This is a genomic window from Candidatus Bartonella washoeensis Sb944nv, from assembly GCF_000278135.1.
In the GTDB taxonomy this organism is placed as follows: Bacteria; Pseudomonadota; Alphaproteobacteria; order Rhizobiales; family Rhizobiaceae; genus Bartonella; species Bartonella washoeensis.
In genome coordinates, this window is the sequence record NZ_JH725025.1 from 45,031 (window position 1) to 67,461 (window position 22,431).

General features: G+C 38.0%; 28 protein-coding genes, 1 tRNA gene and 3 pseudogenes. 13 read left to right on the plus strand and 19 right to left on the minus strand.

Annotated elements, in window-relative coordinates; all coding sequences use genetic code 11:
- Positions 1 to 307 precede the first annotated feature (307 nt).
- Positions 308 to 1,285, plus strand: a complete 978-nt coding sequence (locus MCQ_RS06730; RefSeq protein ID WP_006924374.1) for an NAD(P)-dependent oxidoreductase — start codon at positions 308 to 310, stop codon at positions 1,283 to 1,285.
- A 193-nt stretch (positions 1,286 to 1,478) separates the two neighbouring features.
- Here MCQ_RS06730 and MCQ_RS09950 read toward each other — a convergent pair whose 3' ends face one another.
- From MCQ_RS09950 to MCQ_RS06745, 4 genes and pseudogenes are all read right to left on the minus strand, one after another.
- Positions 1,479 to 1,616: a glycoside hydrolase family protein gene (locus MCQ_RS09950; RefSeq protein ID WP_420021780.1), complete on the minus strand. Its 138-nt coding sequence runs from the start codon at positions 1,614 to 1,616 to the stop codon at positions 1,479 to 1,481.
- Positions 1,617 to 1,780: 164 nt separating this feature from the next.
- A complete protein-coding gene (locus MCQ_RS06735) occupies positions 1,781 to 2,047 on the minus strand; it encodes a hypothetical protein (protein WP_006924375.1) in 267 nt (88 codons plus the stop codon).
- Between the two features lie 683 nt (positions 2,048 to 2,730).
- Positions 2,731 to 3,333, minus strand: a pseudogene (locus tag MCQ_RS06740) (phage terminase large subunit family protein); the annotation flags it as partial.
- Positions 3,323 to 3,892: a hypothetical protein gene (locus MCQ_RS06745; protein ID WP_035008194.1), complete on the minus strand. Its 570-nt coding sequence runs from the start codon at positions 3,890 to 3,892 to the stop codon at positions 3,323 to 3,325. The pseudogene MCQ_RS06740 and the gene MCQ_RS06745, both read right to left, overlap by 11 nt.
- A gap of 61 nt (positions 3,893 to 3,953) precedes the next feature.
- Between MCQ_RS06745 and MCQ_RS06750 the strand changes: the two genes are divergently transcribed.
- On the plus strand, positions 3,954 to 4,268 hold the full coding sequence (locus tag MCQ_RS06750; RefSeq protein ID WP_006924382.1) for a type II toxin-antitoxin system RelE/ParE family toxin: 315 nt from the start codon (positions 3,954 to 3,956) through the stop codon (positions 4,266 to 4,268).
- Between the two features lie 16 nt (positions 4,269 to 4,284).
- Complete coding sequence (locus MCQ_RS06755) at positions 4,285 to 4,578, plus strand: HigA family addiction module antitoxin (RefSeq protein ID WP_006924383.1); 294 nt, start codon at positions 4,285 to 4,287, stop codon at positions 4,576 to 4,578.
- 683 nt (positions 4,579 to 5,261) lie between these two features.
- On the opposite strand, the gene MCQ_RS06765 is transcribed toward MCQ_RS06755, so the two are convergent.
- The 5 genes from MCQ_RS06765 to MCQ_RS06785 form a co-directional block, all read right to left on the minus strand.
- Positions 5,262 to 5,540 carry a hypothetical protein gene (locus tag MCQ_RS06765; protein ID WP_006924385.1) on the minus strand — a complete coding sequence of 93 codons (279 nt, stop codon included), beginning with the start codon at positions 5,538 to 5,540 and terminating at the stop codon, positions 5,262 to 5,264.
- The gene (locus MCQ_RS06770; protein ID WP_006924386.1) at positions 5,537 to 6,271 is read right to left on the minus strand and encodes a phage antirepressor Ant; all 735 of its coding nucleotides are present in this window, start codon (positions 6,269 to 6,271) and stop codon (positions 5,537 to 5,539) included. Before MCQ_RS06770 ends, MCQ_RS06765 begins: the two co-directional genes overlap by 4 nt.
- A 562-nt stretch (positions 6,272 to 6,833) precedes the next feature.
- Positions 6,834 to 7,367 carry an antA/AntB antirepressor family protein gene (locus MCQ_RS06775; protein WP_006924388.1) on the minus strand — a complete coding sequence of 178 codons (534 nt, stop codon included), beginning with the start codon at positions 7,365 to 7,367 and terminating at the stop codon, positions 6,834 to 6,836.
- A 316-nt stretch (positions 7,368 to 7,683) separates the two neighbouring features.
- Positions 7,684 to 8,268: a hypothetical protein gene (locus tag MCQ_RS06780; protein WP_181461089.1), complete on the minus strand. Its 585-nt coding sequence runs from the start codon at positions 8,266 to 8,268 to the stop codon at positions 7,684 to 7,686.
- Between the two features lie 3 nt (positions 8,269 to 8,271).
- Positions 8,272 to 8,592, minus strand: a complete 321-nt coding sequence (locus MCQ_RS06785; protein ID WP_006924390.1) for a hypothetical protein — start codon at positions 8,590 to 8,592, stop codon at positions 8,272 to 8,274.
- Between the two features lie 344 nt (positions 8,593 to 8,936).
- On the opposite strand from MCQ_RS06785, the gene MCQ_RS06790 reads away from it, so the two are divergent.
- Positions 8,937 to 9,119 (plus strand): type II toxin-antitoxin system HicA family toxin, encoded by a 183-nt coding sequence (locus MCQ_RS06790; protein ID WP_035008197.1) that lies wholly within the window; start codon positions 8,937 to 8,939, stop codon positions 9,117 to 9,119.
- Between the two features lie 20 nt (positions 9,120 to 9,139).
- On the plus strand, positions 9,140 to 9,562 hold the full coding sequence (locus MCQ_RS06795) for a type II toxin-antitoxin system HicB family antitoxin (protein WP_006924392.1): 423 nt from the start codon (positions 9,140 to 9,142) through the stop codon (positions 9,560 to 9,562).
- Positions 9,563 to 9,565: 3 nt separating this feature from the next.
- Here MCQ_RS06795 and MCQ_RS06800 read toward each other — a convergent pair whose 3' ends face one another.
- Together MCQ_RS06800 and ssb are read right to left on the minus strand one after the other, a co-directional pair.
- The gene (locus tag MCQ_RS06800) at positions 9,566 to 10,114 is read right to left on the minus strand and encodes a hypothetical protein (RefSeq protein WP_006924394.1); all 549 of its coding nucleotides are present in this window, start codon (positions 10,112 to 10,114) and stop codon (positions 9,566 to 9,568) included.
- A gap of 10 nt (positions 10,115 to 10,124) precedes the next feature.
- A pseudogene (gene ssb / locus MCQ_RS06805) lies at positions 10,125 to 10,579 on the minus strand (single-stranded DNA-binding protein).
- Between the two features lie 193 nt (positions 10,580 to 10,772).
- Here ssb and MCQ_RS06810 point away from each other — a divergent pair.
- The gene (locus tag MCQ_RS06810) at positions 10,773 to 10,997 is read left to right on the plus strand and encodes a BrnT family toxin (RefSeq protein WP_006924396.1); all 225 of its coding nucleotides are present in this window, start codon (positions 10,773 to 10,775) and stop codon (positions 10,995 to 10,997) included.
- 54 nt (positions 10,998 to 11,051) lie between these two features.
- The gene (locus MCQ_RS06815; RefSeq protein WP_006924398.1) at positions 11,052 to 11,357 is read left to right on the plus strand and encodes a BrnA antitoxin family protein; all 306 of its coding nucleotides are present in this window, start codon (positions 11,052 to 11,054) and stop codon (positions 11,355 to 11,357) included.
- A gap of 12 nt (positions 11,358 to 11,369) precedes the next feature.
- Here MCQ_RS06815 and MCQ_RS06820 read toward each other — a convergent pair whose 3' ends face one another.
- The 4 genes from MCQ_RS06820 to MCQ_RS06835 form a co-directional block, all read right to left on the minus strand.
- On the minus strand, positions 11,370 to 11,705 hold the full coding sequence (locus MCQ_RS06820) for a hypothetical protein (protein WP_006924399.1): 336 nt from the start codon (positions 11,703 to 11,705) through the stop codon (positions 11,370 to 11,372).
- Positions 11,706 to 11,872: 167 nt separating this feature from the next.
- Positions 11,873 to 12,382, minus strand: coding sequence for a hypothetical protein (locus MCQ_RS06825; protein ID WP_244595360.1), 510 nt, complete (start codon positions 12,380 to 12,382; stop codon positions 11,873 to 11,875).
- Positions 12,318 to 13,379, minus strand: a complete 1,062-nt coding sequence (locus tag MCQ_RS06830) for a DUF1376 domain-containing protein (protein WP_006924401.1) — start codon at positions 13,377 to 13,379, stop codon at positions 12,318 to 12,320. Before MCQ_RS06830 ends, MCQ_RS06825 begins: the two co-directional genes overlap by 65 nt.
- Positions 13,369 to 13,848: a crossover junction endodeoxyribonuclease RuvC gene (locus MCQ_RS06835; protein ID WP_006924402.1), complete on the minus strand. Its 480-nt coding sequence runs from the start codon at positions 13,846 to 13,848 to the stop codon at positions 13,369 to 13,371. The genes MCQ_RS06830 and MCQ_RS06835 overlap by 11 nt, the downstream gene beginning before the upstream one ends.
- Positions 13,849 to 13,985: 137 nt before the next feature.
- Between MCQ_RS06835 and MCQ_RS09410 the strand changes: the two genes are divergently transcribed.
- The 4 genes and pseudogenes from MCQ_RS09410 (at position 13,986) to MCQ_RS06850 (ending at position 15,482) form a co-directional block, all read left to right on the plus strand.
- On the plus strand, positions 13,986 to 14,336 hold the full coding sequence (locus MCQ_RS09410; RefSeq protein WP_006924403.1) for a hypothetical protein: 351 nt from the start codon (positions 13,986 to 13,988) through the stop codon (positions 14,334 to 14,336).
- Positions 14,260 to 14,580: pseudogene (locus MCQ_RS06840) on the plus strand (ERF family protein); the annotation flags it as partial. The gene MCQ_RS09410 and the pseudogene MCQ_RS06840, both read left to right, overlap by 77 nt.
- A 1-nt stretch (position 14,581) precedes the next feature.
- Entirely contained in the window at positions 14,582 to 15,205 is a 624-nt protein-coding gene (locus MCQ_RS06845; protein ID WP_006924405.1) for a lambda exonuclease family protein, read from the plus strand.
- Between the two features lie 73 nt (positions 15,206 to 15,278).
- The gene (locus tag MCQ_RS06850) at positions 15,279 to 15,482 is read left to right on the plus strand and encodes a helix-turn-helix transcriptional regulator (RefSeq protein WP_006924406.1); all 204 of its coding nucleotides are present in this window, start codon (positions 15,279 to 15,281) and stop codon (positions 15,480 to 15,482) included.
- 99 nt (positions 15,483 to 15,581) lie between these two features.
- On the opposite strand, the gene MCQ_RS06855 is transcribed toward MCQ_RS06850, so the two are convergent.
- From MCQ_RS06855 to MCQ_RS06870, 4 genes are all read right to left on the minus strand, one after another.
- Positions 15,582 to 15,657, minus strand: a tRNA-Thr gene (locus MCQ_RS06855).
- 208 nt (positions 15,658 to 15,865) lie between these two features.
- On the minus strand, positions 15,866 to 17,224 hold the full coding sequence (gene accC, locus MCQ_RS06860) for an acetyl-CoA carboxylase biotin carboxylase subunit (protein ID WP_006924407.1): 1,359 nt from the start codon (positions 17,222 to 17,224) through the stop codon (positions 15,866 to 15,868).
- A gap of 14 nt (positions 17,225 to 17,238) precedes the next feature.
- Entirely contained in the window at positions 17,239 to 17,733 is a 495-nt protein-coding gene (gene accB / locus MCQ_RS06865) for an acetyl-CoA carboxylase biotin carboxyl carrier protein (protein WP_006924408.1), read from the minus strand.
- A 257-nt stretch (positions 17,734 to 17,990) separates the two neighbouring features.
- Positions 17,991 to 18,863: a DsbA family protein gene (locus tag MCQ_RS06870; RefSeq protein WP_006924409.1), complete on the minus strand. Its 873-nt coding sequence runs from the start codon at positions 18,861 to 18,863 to the stop codon at positions 17,991 to 17,993.
- Between the two features lie 356 nt (positions 18,864 to 19,219).
- Here MCQ_RS06870 and glpD point away from each other — a divergent pair, with 356 nt between their 5' ends.
- Positions 19,220 to 20,734 carry a glycerol-3-phosphate dehydrogenase gene (glpD, locus tag MCQ_RS06875; protein ID WP_006924410.1) on the plus strand — a complete coding sequence of 505 codons (1,515 nt, stop codon included), beginning with the start codon at positions 19,220 to 19,222 and terminating at the stop codon, positions 20,732 to 20,734.
- Positions 20,735 to 21,238: 504 nt separating this feature from the next.
- Complete coding sequence (gene dusA / locus MCQ_RS06880) at positions 21,239 to 22,219, plus strand: tRNA dihydrouridine(20/20a) synthase DusA (protein WP_006924411.1); 981 nt, start codon at positions 21,239 to 21,241, stop codon at positions 22,217 to 22,219.
- Positions 22,220 to 22,431: the final 212 nt, after the last annotated feature.

The following is a 22,431-nucleotide window of genomic DNA, read 5'->3' on the forward strand; positions in this document are numbered from 1 at the left end:
GTCCACGTTGTATTGGCGAGCTAGGATGTGAGCTGCGGTATCCGTTATCGCGACATGGGTATTTGGGAAGGAGTATTGGAAATACTTATTAATCCCCTCAACTATTAGTGACAGCATGTTAATGCAAGCCATTATAAGATTTTATCCGGATAATATCTTGGATTAGAGTGATTATAAGAGAAACTGTCCTCATAGCTCATTGATATATAAAATTTTTGATGAATGTGTAAAAAGATTTACTATTTCTGAAGGCGAGCTGTGAAGAGGACAGATCAGTGAAATTGAACTAATAGAACGAAAATTCATCATGAAAAAATCTTCTCGTAATTATAGACAACGCTTGTTGTTGGCTACAGGTGCTTTACCGTCTCTGAAAAACCATCTTGTGCAATTGCAGACCGCAGGTTTTCAGATCATTCATATAGAAAATCCTAAGAATTTTGAAGAAATACGCGCTTATTTTCCGGATGTGACCCACTATATCTTAGGAGGACCAGAATATATTGGTCACCGAGAGTTATCCAAATTGAGCAAGCTAGAACATTTGGTGCTTCTAGGCACAGGTATTCCGAGCTTTGTGAATGAAGAGGCGATTCGCAATACAGGTATTCGACTATCAAACACACCCCATATGAATTGCAACGGGGTAGCCGAATATGCACTTTCCATGTTGATTAGCTCTCTTGCAGGTACCTTCAACAGTTATGCACAAATGCGGAATGGTTCGGCTTGGTGGCAAAAGCCCAGAAAAGAGCTCTCGGAAAGCCGAATTGGCATCTTAGGACTTGGAGAGATCGGTTCTCTTCTTGCCCGAAAGATACGTCTCATTTCAGAAGCGAAGATTCTCTATGTCAGCCGAAGTTCAAAACCTACGCTTGAGAAAGAACTCAGCCTTATGCAATCCGATCTCAAAGGTCTCGTTTCAACTTGTGATGCTTTGGTTATGTGTATTCCTTTCAATAATTCGACCAAAGGAATCATCAATCGGGTTAATCTGGCGTACGCGAATCCGAAGTTATCTATACTTTGTTTTTCCAATCCGAGAACAGTTGTAGCTGCAGATATTAAAGAGCTGCTTAAGGCTGGCAGTTTAAGTTTTTTTTATATGGATGGATATTATCAAGAGTGGGAAAACAATAAAGGTATAACTGATGATCCTCAAGGGCTTCTGTCACTTGGTCCGGATCAATTTTATGCCACATCTCATATTGCCGCTCAAACAGAAAAGGCGATAGAGATTCAATTGAATCGTGCGATTTTTCTTATATTGGATGGGGTACAATAATGTAAAGTTGTGATTTAAGTTCTAGCCTTCTACCTTCCTTTTAAATTAATTATTTTAAGTAGGAATGTGCTAATTATGATTATAATAAGGTGGCGAGGAGAAAATTCTATCAGGTTGAGGATGAGTTTAAGAATAGCCTATACAACCAGCTTCAGCAGCTCATCGTTGTACCAGCTCTTTAGAGACCTTATGTCTACCCGCCCAGATTGTAGCTGAAAGATGCCAATGCATCGGGTTGGAGATCTGTCAGCGGCGCATTAATCAGCTGTAGCAAGCACGTGCTGCAATCATCACATCTTGCCGCAACAACTCTTCGGCCTGTTTTTATCAATACTCATTGAAAATACCTCATCATCTTTGACGACATGATCGCAACCGATGGTGGGATAGCCTGCCGGACAAAAATAAAAGGTTCGATAAAACCCCTCTAACCGTTTAATCATGTTTAGTCCGTTTTGTGTGATATGTCTCATTTTTCCAGTGTCTCTATAATTTTCAGCTTCTTGCTGCCGTATTCAAACACGCTATGCCATTGCTCTTTCCTGAGGATTTTCTAGGCTCAATCATCAACGTAAAAAGGTTAATTCTGTATTGCTTAGCAGTGACATAATCTTTAAGCTCATACCAAGCCTTGTGAGCTAGCGTGATATCCATTTTCTTGACCGTATATTCAAAAGCATTCAGCAGCGCTTTCAGCTCTGCATCGGTGCATTTTTCGTTTTGAAGGTTCTCAATTATGGCTTTGTAAAATAGTTTGCTCATGGCGTTATCTCATTGTTTTCAATTGCTTTTACAATTACAGTAACGTTTTATTCTGGGCGCTTATCAAGTGAATAAAATCATGTTTTTCAAGGATTTGAGCGTAATTTTGTTAAGGCACGCTGACCAAAACAGAAAGACATCACAGAAGCAAACAACGTTTGTGTTACAACGTCTCATACAGCGATCAGTCCGTCACAAATGCCTATACCCTGATCCAATGGCTTGAAGAGAGAAGTGGGTTTTAACGATAGCGAAGAGAATGAAAAATGCATAGGTAAAATAACCGGAAGCATCGAGGCACGCAAAGCCTCTACGCATTTTATACCGCTGGGCTAACTAGCATGAGCATAGAGTGCTTTGCTTTCAGCAACATCAGCCTGAATCTATATTTCTTCAAGGCGTTGTGTATGGCCTTGGTGTTGCGCTTCCATTTGTAGATCCAGAATAGTCAGCTCATGTTTACGGTTGGTATGGTCACGACAGAGTTTCAGAAAATTTTGGAACGCGGATGATAAAAAGCTCAACAGGTTTCCAAGTAATGATTGAGCCTGCAAATCATGCAGAATGCGGATGTCATTAGCAGCTTTTTCATCTGCTAAGCCAACTTCCTTTAGTTTTTTTTGTCTTACCTCAGTAGACAGCTTACTCTAGCAGAGACTTAAATTCTGTTCACGGGCAGGTACATCTGCAATCATCACCGGATCACCTTCATTATCCATACTGATAGGATAGGCATCAACCTCATCCAAAATCAGATAACGAATAGGCATGGAACGTAAACCAGCAGCATTGTTGGCTCCTGTAAGTATCAATGCTCTACCATCAAATTCTTTCGAAAACATTGTATTGCCGCTGTCTCGTGCGTGGGCAGGGGCAATGCGTTCGCTTAAAGCAGGGCTAGCTGAAATCATCGGATCAAGACGAGACTTTGACAGTTTCTTAGCGGTCTCAACTGTCGGCATCACATAAAGTGCCGGTCCTGGACTATGATGAATGGCATAACCACAAAAGTTCAACGCTGCTTCCGACATTCCAACCTGTGCCCCTTTCATGACAATGGTTGTTTCAGTCGGATCATAAACAGAAAGATTATCCATGATCTCTCGTAAATAGGGGGTACGTATAGTCCTCCATAATCCAGGCTCAGCACTCGTGACTGTACTCAAATAACGATTTTTATCAGCCCACTCGGAAACAGTATAAGGCGGGTCAGGACGGCGTCCTTCATTCGCATAGCAAAAAAAGAGTCCAGCACCAGAGGATGGGGGAGAAGCATCATTTGTCATGTTCTGGATTCTCTTCTAAAATGTTGGGATCGTGAAAAGAAACAGGGACGACATTTTCCATTAAAGCTTTGCGCATATGATGATCGATAGCTCCAATAAGGCTCGCAGCATCACATCCCACTTGCGCCGCAATTTCAGCACCAAAGCGATAGGCAAAATTGAGCATTGTATCTCGATGCGCTCTTCCAAAGTTCCATGCTTCTTTTCTTACTTCTTCACGATCAACAGTTGTTTCGCGTAACTTTTCCAGAGCAATCTTTTCTTTTGCTAGCGCAACTTGCATTCGCTCCAGTTTTATCTTGTATTCGTTGGCTCCATCTGTCGAGGCTTGTTTGATCTTTGTCCGCCGTTGTCCATCAGATGCTAAAAGTGGGGCAGGGCGCTTTGTAGGATTCTCATTCCAGATGGCTGTGGCAAGGGTTTCATTGACAGAACCATCTTCAAAAAGAGCCGCATCAAATTTACCTGTCTTAAATCGTGAAACCACCGCATTAGGAGAGACACACATCTTTTTCGCAAATGCACGAACCGAGAGACCATGCCGATGCTTCTTATTCATTTCCATCTCTTTTGCTAAATATTTTTCAACATTCATCTTTTTTTTAGATTGGTATCATGATATGATACACAAAAGAGCGAATGAAGGTGATTTGGTGATTGAATCTTTTGCAGATAAGCGTTGTAAAGATCTTTTAGAAGGTAATTCGCCCATAGGCTTTCCCTCAACTCTAGTACGTATAGCCCAAAGAAAATTGTTTATGCTCGATAAAGCGGTTGATCTCAAAGATTTGCGCAGTCCTCCGGGAAATCGTCTAGAGGCATTGAAAGGAGAGCGTAAAGGTCAATATTCTATTCGTATTAATGACCAGTTTCGTATTTGTTTTGAGTGGCATTCTAATAGCGCCTATGAAGTTGAAATCGTAGATTATCATTGATCTGTAGGAGGTCGAGATGAAAAATTATATTGCTATTCATCCCGGAGAAATTTTACGGGAGGAATATTTAAAAGAATATGCTCTCTCTGCTTATGCTCTTGCAAAAGCATTGAATGTTCCACGTACGAGGATAGAACGTATTGTTGCTGAAAACAGTCCAGTAACTCCCGATACAGCACTAAGATTAGCCTATTTTTTTGATACCACTGCTGAATTTTGGCTTAACATGCAAGCTGCTTACGACGTTAGTATATTACAAACTGAAAAAGCAGACGAATTTTCTAAAATCAATAAATTTGAATGTGCTTAATGATCTTTCCACTCAGGAGATTTTCGAGGTAACAGATAATTGACGGTCCGGTATAATCGGGTATATATTCCGGTATGCAAGTGGATACACTTCAAGTCACACAAGAATTATTGGTTCTCAAAAAAAACCTTTGAAGAAGGATGCGGCTATACAAAAGAAGATTTGGAAGCCGTGCATTCTCTACCATTGACAAATGAAGAACTTGCACGCTTAAAGCCAGCCAAAGGTATTTTACTACCCTCCTTCTTTAAATATGTAACAGAAGAGCGCCATAAACGTGGGTGAAGTCTTTAAAAAGCCAGTGACAGCTAAACCAAACTAGCTCTCCACTTTAAAATAATGAGATTTTATAGTATAATGAGATAAATATGATTTTTTTAAGATATTGACATACTGTTGTCTTGTTTAACATTTAGGAAAACGAATTAGCTTTATGCTCTAACTAATTGAAGTTATTAAGATGTGGGTTATAATTGAAGCTATATATTCATTTATTTTAAGTGTAATAATAATAGCACTGGGATCAGATTTGTTATATTCTTCATGGTGAACTTACGTGTTATTGCCTCTTTTAAGAAACAAGGAAAAGACTGGCGAACACGTAGGGGTGAAGTCTTTAAAAAGCAAGTGGCAGCTAAACCAACCACCTCCCCACTTTTGAAGGGAGGGAGGGAGTTTTAAACTTAAGCAACCTTTTTAATGGGGATCTCCAAGTCTGGATTGTAAGCTTTCAACAAAGGGTCAATAGTTGTGGGAAACTCTGAAGCTCCAAAGTCTGTAAGAACTGCTAAAATCTTTGTAATATTGGGCACCTCATCTTGAAGTTTTAAAATCAAAGCGTTTTCCACTACACCCATGACCTGCACCAGCGTGTTACAATCCTCATCTCCAGCGCTTTGATGATTAGAAAATTGAGACAACGCCATCCACAAATCACATAAGAAATCGACACTGCACTTCATTGTACACCTCCATGGATTTGTTCTCTCAAACATGCCAATCCTCTGGATGTGATTTTTGTTGAGGGGAGCACCTTTTCTGTACCATCCGGTCTTTGAATAGTAATAGCAGGACAGTCCATAAATCCTTTCTTGATCTTATCCTGATAAGGTAACAGAGGCGCCCCTGGAGCACGCCGATACACCCAATCATGTTTACGCAAGTAATCCGTTAAATCTTTTGGTCGTACCTCTAACATCTTTGCTGCTTCAATTAAGCCAAACAAACCATCAGAACGTTTTAAGCCTTCCAAAGCTTTTGCTTTTGGTGTTAACTCAGAAATAACATGATCTTTCTGCTCTATTTGGCTTTGTAGATGATTCAAGACTCCCAGCAATGCTTCGGGCTTGGAGTAGTCAACTTGTGGTGTTGCTACTTGTTTCAAAAGCCGTTCACATTTGATAAAGTATTGACGTGCTTCGTGCCCTTTGTCATTACGCTCGATCATCGAAAGGTGTTTAGCCATATCTAATGTGAGGTAGTATTCTATGCTTGGGCGCCCACCTTTTTCTAAATTTTTAGAAAAACCTATAAAGTCTTGATTTTCTCGAAAGTTACATTCTTTAATGCGATTTTTAATCCAATCTGCAAACTTTGATGTTATTTCTAAAAATGTGTGCAACTCACGCGCGTTAACGGTTTGAACAGTTTCCTGTCCAACAGTTTGTTCCAATATTGGAATGAGAGTGTTCATAAGAACTCCTGTTGGTTAGATGTTTTTGATTGACACTCTAAAAGAGTGCCGGGCGCTCAAAAACACGGCCAACAGCCCGTCGTTACGCTTTTCCCAAAAGGGTATTGTATAGCGTAACCACACCCGACAAAACTACTATATGCCACACGCATATAATGAGTCAAAGTTTTTAATTGGCGGAGAAGAGATTGTTTCGGCAATCTATCCGCTGCTGGTTTAAGGTGTTTTTGAGGCACCTGATTCGAAAATAGACATTGACGCAATAATGTCAAGAATAAAAATAATTTTTATCTAAAAATAATCACATACTGTACAGTGTACATATTGGAATTGTTATTTATCAATACATTAAGTGTACAATGTACAGTCAATTTGAAAATTCTGTCGCTAGCGATAGTTCGCGCTAGCCTGCCCCGCAACAGACCCAACCCGCTGGGAAGTACCTTTTGCATTGTTTTTATTGTGTTTTTTTTCTGAAACAGGAGAGGCATAATTGGCAATCTTCTTTAAATTAACATCCTCTCCACTCTGAAAGAGGAGAAGATGAAATCAGTTTTTAAATCTAAGCCGCTTTTACGACAGATCTAGCTAATACCTGTTTTGCTTCTTTAATGAGAGCTTTGTATTTTCTGTTTTCTTCATCTACTCTGAAGGCATCAAGAAGACGCATATGAATAGGACCTAAAAGATATAAAACTTTTTCGCCAGCATTCATACCTTCCCAATAGCTTGGTAAATCAAAGCGCGTATCATTATCATAATCAACAGCTTGGTTTCTTAGTTTCTTTTCACACTCGATAAAGTAACGACGGGCTTGACGTCCTTTCTCATTACGTTCAACCATAGAAAGCTCTTTCGCCATGTCTAAAGTGAGATGATATTCTGTACTTGGACGACCGCTTTTAGGTTTTACTCTTTTTTGAGTAAAACTCATAAAGTCTTGATTTTCTTGAAAATCATACTCTTCTATCCGCCGTGCGATCCAATCATTGAAACGTACATTAACTTCTAAAAACGTATGCAATTCTCGTGCATTGACGGTTTGAACAGTTTCTTGATCAATCATTTGTTCTGTAATTTTAATAAGAGTGTTCATAATGAACTCCTTGTTGATTAGGTTTTCATTGACACCCAGAAGGGTATCGGGCGCTGAAAACACGGCAACAAGCCCGTCGTTATGCTTTCCCCACAAGGGTATTGTATAGCATAACCACACCCGACGAAGCTATTATATGCGCGCAGCATATAATGAGTCAAAGCCTTTAATATACAGAAGACTGATTATTTCGGTAATCAATCCGCTTGTTGTTTTAAGGTGTTTTCAGGCACCTGATTTAACGATATATGTTTTCTGTGAATCTTGTCAAGAAAGAAAATCTTATTGTGTAGCAGATAGGCATAGCATAAGAACATTATTTAGCTTTCTTATTGGCGGCATATTCTTGACGAGCAAGTTGTCTCTGTATATTGGCAATTAATCTCTCATTGGCATATTGTGCAATAGAACTTGCAATTTCTGGCTTGGACATCACTCCAGCAATTGAGGGTCCTTCTTGTTTTGCAATGGGGAATTGATCTCCATCCGCTCTTTGAAAGACATTACCATTCAGCTTTTTTAAATCAACACGCTTTGGAAAACTTCCACCTTTGATAAAAGCATGAGGTAAGATTTCTTTTTTTCCAAACATTTTGTAAGTTACACCGCGTTTTGTTTCTCTTGCTTGAAAAAATTTAAGAGGTATCGGTGTTCCAGAACCAATGATATCTGTCTCAAGGAACTTTGCTGTAGCCTTTTCTTTAATATAAACGCCTTGCTTGATACGCTTTGATTTGGCTGATGTAACATCGGCAATTTGTTTTTCTGCAAAGCGTTCGATTTGTTTTGCTGCGGTGTTTAGAGCATTCCGCAAAGCCCAATTAAGGCGTGTTGCTTGAAGACTTGTAAAGGTATCCTTCACCTGTTGAAGATACCATTTTTGACGGATGATTAATTTCAACTTCTAAGTCTTTTTTGTGGTAGGTGTTGATGACTTAGAAGCTTTAGATGCTTTTGGCTGTTCTGGTGTGATTTCCTCTACCACTGGTTCAGTTGATGTTTGTACAATTTCTTTTTCTGCTTTCTCAACCTTTTCAACTGCCTTATCATGTTTTGCTGTTGTTTTGATCTCAACAAAAGGTTTTACAGCATTGGCACGCTTGAGACGTGCATAGACCTGATTGGAAATTTCAACAAATGGGGTAGTTTGTGTTGAAGGTTCAAAACGAACGGTGCTTTTATTGTCGCCAACGACACACATTGGCTTAGTGATGACAGCTTTCATCATAGCTCCTTTTGGGGAATTATTTAATGACATCATGAGTCAAATATTGATTTTTATTCTGTGAAAAATTGATTAGCCAGAATTAGCAAGAAAACAGGGCTTTCTAGCCACGTTTCAAGTTCACATTTTACTGAATTTTTGGGAATATTTTTGAATTTTAGACACAATACGACTAGTGCAGTGATGTCATTAAATATGATTTTTCACATCATGTCAACAAAAAAATCATGATCTTGTGTTTTTTTATTTTTTTACCTAAATATGGTGTTTCAAAAGATGTCTTTTATTTTCCTCAATGCAACATTTTTGTTGCATTGAAACATTTTAGATGTTATGTTATTATAATGAATAGTCAAGAATTGAAAAGATATCTTATAAAGCATGGTTGCAGTTTTACTTCAGGGAAGGGAGGGCATTTGCTTGTAAAGCGTGGTTTTAAAAAGTCCGTTTTACCTATGCATGGTACGCGAAAAGAATTAGGAACAGGATTAGTCCAGAAGATCCTTAAAGATCTTGACCTGAAATAAATCTGAATATGGAGATGTAAATGAAATATGCAATCAAATTTATCAAAGATGACAATGATACTCTTCTGGTCATTTCTAAAGACTTTCAGGAATTTATTACCTATGGTAACGACGAAAAAGAAGCTTTGGAACAGGCTAAAAATGCACTTTTAACAGTCATTATGGGGCGTTTTCAAGATCGTGAACCTATTCCCTTTGGACATCGTGATATTGCCTATCCTTTTGTTGAAGTATCTTCATTGGTGACTTTAAAAATTGCAATACATAACGCTATGATTGAAAAAAACTTACGCAAAGCTGATCTCGTACGTCTTTTAAAACTTCATCCAATACAAATTGACCGATTGTTGGATTTAAACCACGCAACAAAATTAGATGCCTTAGAGTCCACTCTCATTGCTCTTGGAAAAGAGGTTGCCATTAATATCCAAGATGCCGCTTGAAAACTACCGGTTTTGCGTAAAATGTTTATAAAGCGCATTAAGAGCAATACGCAATGAAAGCACAAGATGTGGCAGTGATAGATCTTCTATCACAAGATACTGTAATGCGGCATGAAGGTTATATTGACGGTATAAATATTGAGCTTCTTGAACAACGCCTTTTACAGCTGAAAGATGTTCTGTTGCCGTCTGTACCCATTTTTCTCTTGCTCCGTCATCAGAAGTTGTAGGCATTTCATCATAAATTGCATTAGGCAATGCTTTTGCACATAGGTAATTGTTTTTCACTTCAAGATATTTTTGCGCAGCATCATATTGGTCTTGATTGATTTCGCCTTGCAAATAAAGTCGCCCGATATAGGTATAGGTACCGGAAAGCGGATTTTTAGCTTCTTGTAATGTCAAACCAAAGCGTTTTGCACGCATTTTAATTGCCAATTGATCAACAGGATCACGCGGTGTTTTTGCTCGCGAGATGCGTCCATTTGGTTCTCTGATACACCCCTGAATCCGTGGACGTCCGCGTTTTGCACGTTTTTTTCTCTTTGTCATATTTTTTCAATCAAAATGGTATGCTATCATTAAAAGATGTACTGTAATCAGCGGCTCCTGAAGCTACAGCATAACTTTTTGTAGTGACAGATGAAGGGGCAGGGGATGCAGGTTGATTTTTCTTTGCATCAAGTAAATACAATTCGCCTTTGAATTGTGGTAAGACAATCTCTGTTGAAGAATATTCACTACCGTTTTTATCTTTCCATTTCCGTGTTTGTAATTTTCCTTCTATGTGTAAACTTTTGAACCTTTGCTTAGGTATTGAAGAGCAATTTTTGCTAAATGGGGATTGAAAACTACCACGGAATGCCATTCTGTCCTTTCTATTTTTTGATTGGTCTTTTTATCTGTATAGCTTTCAGAAGTCGCCATACGAAAATTGACCACTTCTGCTCCAGAAGTCATAGTTTTGCTTTCGGGATCAGCACCAAGGCGCCCGATTAATGTCACTTTATTTAGCATATTTGTAGCCCCATTAGATTTGCAATTTATACATGAAAAATCTTATCATGATTTGCATATTTATTCAAATAATTCAGATTATTAATAACAGTTTTTAAAGTATTAAATTACATTTAATATGCAAAAAAACATAGATAGTTCAGTATTTATTTAAAACTCTTGATATACATACATAAATGTATTAACATAAGATATGAAAATAAGATTTGAATGGGATGAAACTAAAGCAAAAAGTAATCTTAGAAAGCACCGTGTAAGTTTTGAAATAGCGGCACGTGTTTTTGCAGATCCATTCGCTATGGTTAAACAGGACCGTATTGAAAACGGAGAATATCGTTGGCAAACTTTGGGGCTTGTGGATGGCTTTTTACTGCTGCTTGTAGCGCATACTGTCTCCATGATGATAAAGATGGCATAGAGGTAATCCGTATTATTTCAGCGCGGCGCGCCAATTCGAAAGAGAGGAAACGTTATGAAGAAGAAAGTTCGTTATGAAATTGATGTAGGTAACTTATCACCTTTGACAGATAAACAGAGAGTTGAAGTTGATAAACTGGCTGCAATGCCAGACAGTGCAATTGATCATAGTGATATTCCACCACTCAATGATGCATTTTGGAAAAACGCCGTTCGTAATCCATTCTATAAACCCACTAAAACTGTTACAACAGTGCGTGTGGATTCAGATGTGCTAGCGTGGCTTAAGAGTCAAGGGAAAGGGTATCAAACGCGGATTAACGCCATTTTACGTGACGCCATGCTTCGTTCGATGCGTTAACTTTTCCTCCACTTAAAGCGCATCAAGCGGTTTCCGATAGTTTTTTATGCCTTTGTTGATTTCATCAATCAGAGGTTCGTAATTGAGAACGCTTTTCGGAATACCACCCCCATAAACCCACGCTTTCACCTGCGCTTTTGTGCTAAAATCTGCATTTTCTGGTATGGTGTAATACTGGCCGCCATCAAACTTTTCACACTCTCTTGTGCCATCTTCATATTCGTAGAGGTTGTAAAAATACTCTTCTGCTCCATCGCCCCATGGAACATAGCCAACCGCCGTTGCAACAAACTCTTTTTGCCTTGGCTGTTTACGTTTTTTTAAGAACAGATGTTTTAAAATACCCATGCTTTTAGTCCATAATTTTACCAATTGGTCTATTTGCCTCAAATTTGACCGTACAGAGTCGTTTTTACCTCCAACGTGGTAATTTCAAAAAATACCAAATCGCTCTGTACGGTGCTTTTTTGTAGATTTAAACGCATGTCTAATCCAAAAATGATCAGCACTTTTCACTATTTTGCTGTCTCAAATGTTTTTATTTTTCCCCCAATGCCATTTAAAACTTTTTCAAGCTCTTGTTTGTGAACAACCCTTAATGGACTAAAATGCTCTCTTGCTGCCTTTTCTTTCAGCCTTTTTGCACGGGTGTTCAAAACAGCTTTGCGAACAAGACTGGCTTTGGTCAAAAGCCTGTTTTCTAGATCATGACACAATCTCACAAGCTCGCGAGTGCTAGGGAAAAACGTATCGGATAAACCTTCTATCTCATCACACAAAATCCGTTTAACCGTTGTCATCAGTGACCATGCAGAAACATTTTCCAAAACCATTCCATAGGTCAACGCCATCCCCGCATGATCTGCCTGTTGTGATATCTTTAAACCACATGAAAGCATCCGAAGTGCTTTGGCTATGTCCTCTTTGCTCGCTTTTACTGAAAACAGCTCTTGCAATTGATCACAAGCATCTAAGGCTATCGTTTCCTGCTGTTTGGTTAACTGGCTGCCATCCTTCAAAACCAAAGGGAACCCCTCTGCTATCATCCCGTGAATGTGCTTCAAAGAAACCTCTAGATCCGATATCAAGGACGCTGTCTGCGAGGCGTTCACTAATGCTTTTTTGCTTTTGAGGGTAATTTCCATAGTTTTGTCCTTTCTTTAAATCCTCGATAGCCTTTCGCACCCAGTTACGCCATGTTGCTTTCCAATCAGTTTTGCATGCATCCTTGCCTGCTTTAGCTTTCCAATAATCTCGAAATTTTGCGATTTCGACTTTTACACGCTCTGGGGGTAAGCCCTCTTCGATTGCAAAATCGTAATCGGGTTCAAAATCCTCTGGCAATCGACAACCGCGATTAGCTTGCGCTTGTTTTGCTTTTTGGGGAACTTTCTCTTGCTCGTGAGGGGATGGTTGGGTTTCTGATGTTGTTGCGATTTGCTCTGGTAGGCTTTCGCAAGCATGAACCTCTGTTGGTTCATGAATCAAATTGGTCGTTTCTAAATTTTCTGAATCGATTTCTTTTTTTGCTAATACGATAGTATTAGTTTTTTTATAACTGTTAATGTTATTGTTATATGGTATCGATTGCGTATCGCTTTCGTATTCAGTTCGTATAGAATCCGTATTACTTCCGTATTTAGTTTGTATAGATTCCGTATTACACTTTACATCTTTTTCTTTAGATTTTTTCCATCTAGCACTAACAGCTTTTGATGCAGCTTCCGATTTTCCCACGCTATCATTTAATTCTGCTTCAACATCTAGATTCCATAAACGACCATCTTCTAAACGAATAATATGACCAGTGCTCTGTAAAACGTCTAATGCTTTTACAAATGCTTTCACTGAATAGCCAGTATAATTAGCCCAAACCTTAATGCTATTTAAAAGAGGTTCACCCGTGTGAAGCATTTGCAACCGTAACCTCATGTATATATTGCCTTCAATAGAAGACAAACAAGTGAGATCAAGAATCCATTTATCGGCAAAAAGCCTTGTCCAAGGTATTTTACTGGACATGTATACCCCCTTCTTTCATTAAATATAAAATTGCTAAAGCGTCTGCTTCGTTGTCATCTTTAGGTGCATGTCCTTTTGCACATACTGCCTTAATCATTTCTTCTTTTGAGGCATTGCCTTTTCCTGTTGTTGCCTTCTTAATTGTGCCAACAGGAATGCCTTTGTAAGGAATTCTGTGATGTTCACACCAAGCGTTTAAGATCCCTAGCAAGCCACCATAAACATGAGAAGCATCTGTCCCTACATGCCGGCGCACTTCTTCAAAATACACTGCGTCAATTTCATCAACGGATCTCTTTAGTTCAGTAAGCCATTGCTTAAAGCGTAAATAACGCATACCACCGCCTTCAAAATGATGTGATTGAAAATGTTCTGTATCGCTTGTTATACGACCATCCGCACCGCAAATCGCCCAGCTTGTCTTGGTACCTAGATCAAGACATAGAATGGTTTGTGCATTGATGATCATAATCCCCCCTTAAGGCTGTTGTGTATTTATACGTGCGCTGTGACAGAGCGCTTAGAAATTGCCTGTCTTGCAAAAATGTTTTTGAAAAAGTAACCTCCCAATGATTCTAAAAAAGTGGGGAGGGGAAAGATGCAAGAATGGATAAATATATTTCTTACAGCTTTTTGTCATTTATTGCATCTCTTTTATTGGCACTTATTTTAAGACACAAAGACAAGAAAGGACTAGAAAAACAATTTATAGAACGCGACAAACAAACTGTCGCTCTTGAAAAGATTGCCATGTGCTCAGAACAAAACGTGAAAATTTTATTAAAAGATAAAGATATACGTACTTTGAAAGAGCTACTACATATTGAAGCAGACTTTGATTTACTAGAAACAGAACAAGGTATTTCACGTATCGCTATAAGGATGCAAATCAAATATACAATCGGTTGGTTCTGCAATCACATACGCACGCAGATATCTTTTAGGTATGCTTCTTAATGTCGTGAGTGAAGATGATGATACGGATGGGAACACACCTATTAAAAAGGCTTTTCCACAAAAGATCAATGAAATCAGAAGATTAATAGTACAAACAAAGACAGAAGAAGAAAAGATACTTTCTTATGCGAATGTTGAAAAACTTGATGATATCTCTGATCAAAGAGCGCAAACCATTTTGCACCTTTTAAAAGATAAACAAAATAAGCAAATGGCACCAACACAACAACAAACGGCGGTGTGAGATGGAACAAAGGACAGCAGAATGGTTTCAAGCGCGCTTGGGTAAAGTCACAGCATCTCATGTTTACAACGTACTCAGTAAGACAGCAAAAGGATTGCCGACAAGCAAATATGAAGACTACAAAATCAAACTCATCACAGAGCGCTTAACAGGGGAAATAAGCCAATCTTATATAACACAGGCTATGCAATGGGGCATTGAACATGAAGAGGATGCCCTGAAAGATTATGAATTCATTTATGACACCAATGTCACAAAATGCGGATTTATTCAACACCCCAAAATGGAAATGGCTGGTGCAAGTCCTGATGGGCTTATTGGAGAAGACGGTTTAATCAAAGTCAAATGCCCACAATCAACGAGCCATCTTCGTTTTTTTATGTATGACGAAATCAAACCTGAATATATCGCACAGATGCAATTCCAAATGGCATGCACAGGACGCAAATGGTGTCATTTCATTAGCTATAATCCACAATTTGTAGGGAGATCTACGGGTTTAAGAATGAAAATCAAACGCATCTTCCGTGATGAGAAACACATTGAAGAGATTAATAAAGCTGTTGAATCCTTTTTAGCAGAAATAGAGCAAGATATGAAGCAAATTTTGACAAAAGCCGCTTGAAGTTTATGGGGGTGCTTCTCTCCTCCCGAGTGCCCCCACCCATAATTAATATAAAAAAGAGAAAGATAATGAGATGATATTTGATGATGGCGATAGATATGTAACGACACGTGAGTGTGCACAGCTTTTTAGTGTATCTACAACAACGATTCGCAATTGGGCGCTTCAAGGAGAGTTCCCCCAACCCTATAAGCTAGGGAGAGCAGTAAGGTGGAGAAAGAAAGAGATCTTAGCATTTACACCAAAGAAAAATAAGGAGCAAATAAGAACAAATTAGATAAAGTTATATAAACTATAGAAGGTGGTCTAAAAGGTAGTCTGAAAATTGCCAATTAAAGAAAAAATCCATATATTTCAATATGTTAAAGACACAAAATGGTGCCCCCAGAGAGACTCGAACTCCCGACCCCCTGATTACAAATCAGGTGCTCTACCAACTGAGCTATAAGGGCATAACCATGCACAGGCACTAGCACAAACTAATAAAAAGGAAAATAGAAAATTATCAGTTTTTGTGCACATTTTTAAAAAACTTTATCACAAATTATAAAATAATCAGATTCTTTATTTTTTTACCATCTCTTTCAAAAATTTCAGATATTATTCTCACGTTAATATTTAGTCAAAGCATGGGTAAGAATCCATCATTTCGTTATTAGATCACGAATCAGAAGAGGCTCCTTGAGTAGAAAGATATTTTTCTAGCCAGTGAATATTATAATTACCATCTGTAACATCTTGATTGTTAATGAGATCGCGAAAGAGAGGCAATGTGGTTTTGATTCCATCAACCACAAATTCATCTAAAGCACGCCGTAAACGCATCATGCATTCTAAACGTGTGCGTCCGTGAACAATCAGCTTTCCAATCATGCTATCATAATAAGGTGGAATGCGATAACCTGAATAAGCACCTGAATCAACCCGAATTCCTAAACCTCCAGGTGTATGAAAATGTGTAATAGTTCCTGGTGATGGAGTAAAGTTAACCGGATCTTCCGCATTGATACGGCATTCAATAGCATGGCCAGAAAAACAGATATCGTCTTGTGCAACTGAAAGGCCGCAGTCTGATGCAATACGAATTTGCTCATGAACTAAATCTATACCTGTAATTGCTTCAGTTACAGGATGCTCAACTTGTAAACGCGTATTCATCTCAATAAAATAGAATTCGCCATTTTCATAGAGAAATTCAATGGTGCCTGCTCCACGATATCCAAGTTGCGCACAAGCTTTTGCGACAATATCGCCAATTTTTTTTCTTTCAGTTTCATTAAGAGCAGGTGAAGTAGCTTCTTCCCATATTTTTTGATGACGTCGTTGAAGTGAACAATCGCGTTCTCCTAAATGGATAGCATTTCCTGCTCCATCACCTACAATTTGAATTTCAATATGGCGTGGCTTTTCTAAATATTTCTCAATATAAACAGCGTCATCACCGAAAGCTGCTGCCGCTTCTGAACGGGTTGTTTCGAGAGCTAGAGCAAATTCTTTCTCAGAATGAACAACTTTCATGCCGCGTCCACCACCACCGGCAGAAGCTTTAATAATAACGGGATAACCAATTTCACTCGCAGTACGTAAAGCCTCTATTTCTTCAGTGATAGCTCCATCGGAACCTGGTACTACGGGAATTCCGAGTTTTTTAGCGGTTTTCTTTGCTTCGATTTTGTCGCCCATGATTCGAATATGAGCAGCCGTTGGGCCAATAAATGTAATATCATGGGCTTCTAGAACATCTGCAAACTTTGCATTTTCCGAAAGAAAGCCATAGCCTGGGTGAACAGCATCAGCCCCTGTAATTTCGCACGCAGCGATAATTTGCTGAATACTCAAATAAGAATCACGAGCTGGGGGAGGCCCAATACAAACACTTTCATCAGAAAGACGAACATGCATTGCATCAGCGTCAGCAGTTGAGTGAACCGCTACAGTTTTTATTCCAAGTTCTTTGCAGGCGCGCAAAACGCGAAGAGCAATTTCTCCCCGATTAGCAATGAGGACTTTCTGAATCATAATTGCTCCTCGCTTTATTCAACAACAATAAGTGGTTCACCAAACTCAACGGGTTGGCCATCTTTAACAAAAATAGTGGTCACCGTACCTGAGCGTGGTGATGGAATTTGATTCATCGTTTTCATCGCTTCAATGATAAGTAACGTTTGTCCTTCAGAAACATTTTGCCCTACTTCTACAAAAGATTGAGCTCCTGGCGAAGGTGCAAGATAGGCTGTACCAACCATTGGAGACGTTATTGCATTCTTTAATTTGTCTTCTTGTGGAGAGATTTCAGTTATTGGAGCAGGAGTAGAAGGTACAGCAACAGTAGGAGTGGAAATAGGAGCGTAAATTGTTTGTTCGGGAGTGGTGGAAGTGTTTTGCCTTGATACACAAATACGAAGTCCACCTTGTTCAAGTTCAATATTTGTCAAATGTGTATCATTCAAAATTTCAGCAAGGTCACGGATAATTTTCGTATCAATTGCGGCGGTATGTTTTGCCGCGTCCACTTTTTTTGTTGCCATTTTATTTCTAACTCCTTGATCAATGAAGATCGTCATTATTTAATTCTTATGACTTAATATCTCTAGATTAGGGATGCGCTTTTAACGAGGCTTCTATATAAAAGCTATTTAGTTTTTTCAGAATTATAGTTTGCAATTTAAAATCAGTGTCTACTCAAAAGAACTGTACTTATAAGCCTGTTATTAAAAAAGAGAAAGCATAAAATCACCTCATTTACGGTATTGTTGACAAAGTTAACGCGCTAAGGAAAAAATGTTCACTCCATATCTTCTATAGCTTCTTTTAGAATATCTTCGCTCACAGCTCCGATAAGCACTTTATCACCAACGATGTAAGAAGGGGTTCCGGTAATATTGAGTTGAGAGGCAATTCGAATATTTTCTTTAAATGAGTTTTGCAGGTTAGGGTTTTTTATTGCATTGCGCAGCTTTTTCTCATCTGCTCCTAATGAAACTGCTACTTTTATAGCTTGAGCTTCATTTGCACGACTCATATGCGTTAAAAGCGCTTTATGGAACTGAGAATATTTCTCTGGAAATTGTTTTCGAAAAACATAAGCAACACTATGTGCCGCCATAGAATCAGATCCTAAAATTGGTAAATCTTTGATAATAATCCGTAGGTCTGGGTATTTTTTTATTAAGTTTTCTATATATGAATAGGAAATTTTACAATATCTGCAATTGTAATCGAAAAAATCAACGAGCACTCTTTTGCCATTTGGATTTCCTAAAACAGCATCATGAGGAGATTGAAAAATTTCCTTTTTTAATAAATTGATAACGGAAGCTTGTTCTTGAGATTCTTGCTTGCTTTGTTTTTCCAGCTTTTCTTGAAGGATAAGCTGCATTTCAATCATAATTTCTGGATGAGTGAGTAAATATTCTCTTACAATCTTTTGAATATCCTGATCATCGATATGTGGTGTAATTTTTTCTTTAAGTTGATTTAAAAAGGTGGGATCTTCCAAAAGTTGTTTTTTAAGATTTTCTGAGTTCAAATAATTTGGTGTTTTCTCGCTTGATTTTGTGTTTGATAGAGAAGGTGAGCAGATTAAAATACTCAAGATAACTATTGCTAAAAATTTTGCACTGAGCGTTGTTTTTTTATGTTGAGATAGATAGGGCATCCGTATACCTTCATATTTCTCTTGTGATATTGATTAAACTCTATGAAAAGCATTGCGTATGTGAAACAAAGCAATTAACTATTTTGCAAATCTAGTGTTTTACAGAAAAAATATCAATTTTTTTCTTTTTTTAAAGAATATTTCATGTAACGCATATTTTTACAGTGATTATATTTTTTGTATTATCTCAATCTTGTTCTTTATTTTATCAAATGTTGTTTTTATTTATGATGCTATAAAAAATATTTTCATGCCTATTTACTGTGGAAAAAATCACATTAACAATCTAATAAGAGAGCATTTGTATTGACTTTTTGCTGTTACTTTATTGAGCACAGTGGAACAAGTTAAGTCGAATGATGAAAAGTGAAATTATGAAAACCATAACGCATTATGACCTGTTTATTATCGGAGGAGGAATAAACGGATGTGGATTGGCAAGGGATGCAGCTGGACGCGGATTTAAAGTCGGATTAGCTGAAATGAATGATCTTGCATCAGGGACATCAAGTGCATCAACAAAGCTTATTCATGGTGGTCTTCGTTATCTTGAACACTATGAGTTTAGGCTTGTTCGTGAAGCGCTGAAAGAACGTGAGATCCTTTGGCGTATAGCTCCACATATTGTGCGTCCTTTGCGTTTTATCCTCCCTTATCATAAAAAAATGCGTCCTGCTTGGATATTACGTTTTGGACTTTTTATTTATGATTATCTCGGTAACTGGAATCAAAAACTGTGGCGCAGTAAAACAGTTAATTTTTCAAAAAATTTTAGCTCTACACTTAAGGAAGAATACCATAAAGGTTTTGAATATTCTGATGCAAGAGTAGATGATGCTCGTTTGGTAATTGCTAATGCGCGTGATGCAGAAAAATGGGGGGCTGATATAAAAGTACAGACAGAAGTTCTGTCTTTAAAAAGAGAAGAAAAAAAATGGCTTATAATTCTTCGAGATAAGTTAAGCGGCAGAGAATATTGCGTTAAAGCTTCTTATGTTGCAAATATGACTGGTCCTTGGATTAATCATATTTTGGCAGATGTATTAAATTCTAAAGAGCATCCACCCGTACGACTTGTCAAAGGTTCTCATATTCTGGTTCCAAAGCTTTATGCTCATGATCGTGCTTATATTTTTCAAAACGGTGATGGACGTATTATATTTTCCATTCCGTATCAAGAAGAGTTTACATTGCTTGGGACAACAGATTGTGACTATCAAGGTAATCCTGCTGATGTTCATATTACAGATACAGAGATTGAGTATATCTGTACAGCAGCAAGTGAATATTTCACACAACCGGTATTGCGTAATAACATTGTCTGGACTTACTCCGGTATTCGTCCGCTTTATGATGATGGAGCTTCAAAAGCACAAGAAATTACACGTGATTATGTTTTGCAAGAAATGGGTACAGAAAGTATGCCACGGATTCTTAATCTTTATGGTGGAAAAATTACAACTTATCGCAAATTGGCTGAAGATGCGATGAAATTTGTTGAAAAAGCGCTTGGTAAAAAGGGATCACAGTGGACAGCCAACTCAGCTCTTCCTGGCGGTGATTTTCCATATAACAGGCTGGATACAGTTGAAAATAAGATCGCTCTTTTGATTCCAGGTTTAGATGCCTTCACATACCGTAGACTTGCTCGATCTTATGGTTCGGAAGCATTGTTGATATTTGCAAATGGTAAGGCAGATAGAGGAAAAAATTTTGGACATGGACTTTATGAAGTAGAAGTGAAATGGTTAATGGAAAAGGAATGGGCTAAAACGTGTGAAGATGTGCTATGGCGTCGTTCAAAACTTGGGCTTTTGTTTAATAAAGAAGAGGTTGATGCTCTTTCTGCTTACATGAAAAGCAAACAATAGAGAGTGAACAAAGTTTATGATGATATGCAGTCTTTACAAAGTTTATAGCACCTTATTGTGGTATCCATTTGCGCACTAAATTACAAAAAGCTGAAAGAAGATAGACCATAATGGCATGATCATGCAATGTCTTGATCTATTATTTATAGGATTTTAAATATCTTAGATGCTGTGCCAAATGCTGTCGATATAATATTTAAAGAATAAGATGAATGGAGAAGAACAGTATTTCCACGGATTCTCTATAAGTTATATGCGTGTTTTATAAAGTCAGTTGAGTCATCATATATCCAGAAGTCGTTCCGTTAGGAACAGGATGTTTTGTTTTTTCTTTATTGGTTTTGAGAAAGTTTTATGTCAATTGAGAAAGACAATTGGAGAGAGCGTGTTTTATGCTTTCAATTGATAGTAAAAGATAAAAAAAATTTCTGTAAAGTAGTAAAAAGCAGATATTTATATGGATAAATGGAAAGCACTTCACGGAGATATAAGAGTAATACTCCTATGATATTTTATAGTCTTCCTTCATCAGTAAAATTTGCGGTAGCACCAATGTTGGGCTGGACAGATAAACATTGCAGATTTTTTTATCGTCTTTTAACGAAAAATGCACTGCTTTATACAGAAATGATTGTAGCAGATGCTGTAATCCATGGTGCTCGAAAACAACTATTATCTTTGAACGATAAAGAACATCCAATTTCGTTGCAATTAGGAGGATCAGATCCGCAAAAATTAGCAGAGGCTGCTCGAATTGCAGAAGATTTTGGTTATGATGAGATAAATCTCAATGTTGGATGTCCGTCAAATCGCGTGCAGTCTGGGGCGTTTGGTGCTTGTTTGATGTTACATCCCGACATTGTAGCAAATGCTGTAGAAGCGATGAAAAAAGTTGTTACAGTTTCTGTAACTGTTAAATGTCGTGTTGGTGTGGACGAGCAGGATGAAGAAACAGCTTTAGACCTTTTAGCTGATCAAGTTTGGAATGCTGGAGGTGATGCACTTTGGGTACATGCACGTAAAGCTTGGTTAAAAGGATTAAGTCCAAAGGAGAATCGTGATATTCCTCCACTTAATTATGAAAGAGTTTATAAATTAAAACGCAAATATCATAATAAATTCATTGGGATAAATGGAGGAATTAAATCAATTTATGAGATTAAAGAACATCTGACTTTGTGTGATGCTGCCATGATTGGTCGAAAGGTTTATCATGATCCAATTTTTTTAAAGCATATTGATTCTGAAATATATGGTGAGTCGCAGAGTGATCTTAGTGATGGTGATCTTATTGAGGCCATGTGTGATTATGCTGCCAAACATATCGCCTCAGGGGGTAGGCTTTCTCATGTAACACGTCATATGATTGGTTTGTTTCATGGTCGAGATGGGGCGCGTCGATGGCGACAAATATTATCAAATGATGCAACAAAAAGAGATGCTGGCGTACATGTTTTAAAAGAAGCTTTTTCTGCTCTCATTTAGTAACGTTTTATCATATCAAGAGGTACTAAAGTTTAGATTTGCTAAAGCTTTTAAAGTAATCCAAACTTGTAACTTTTAAAAAGTTATCCTCTTTCTTGTGTAGAGGATGCTGAATCAGATGTTGAAGGAGTGTGAATTATCAATGCCTCTCTCAATATTGAAATAGGATAAGCCTTTGAAATATTGTCATTTATACATCAATAAAAACAGTT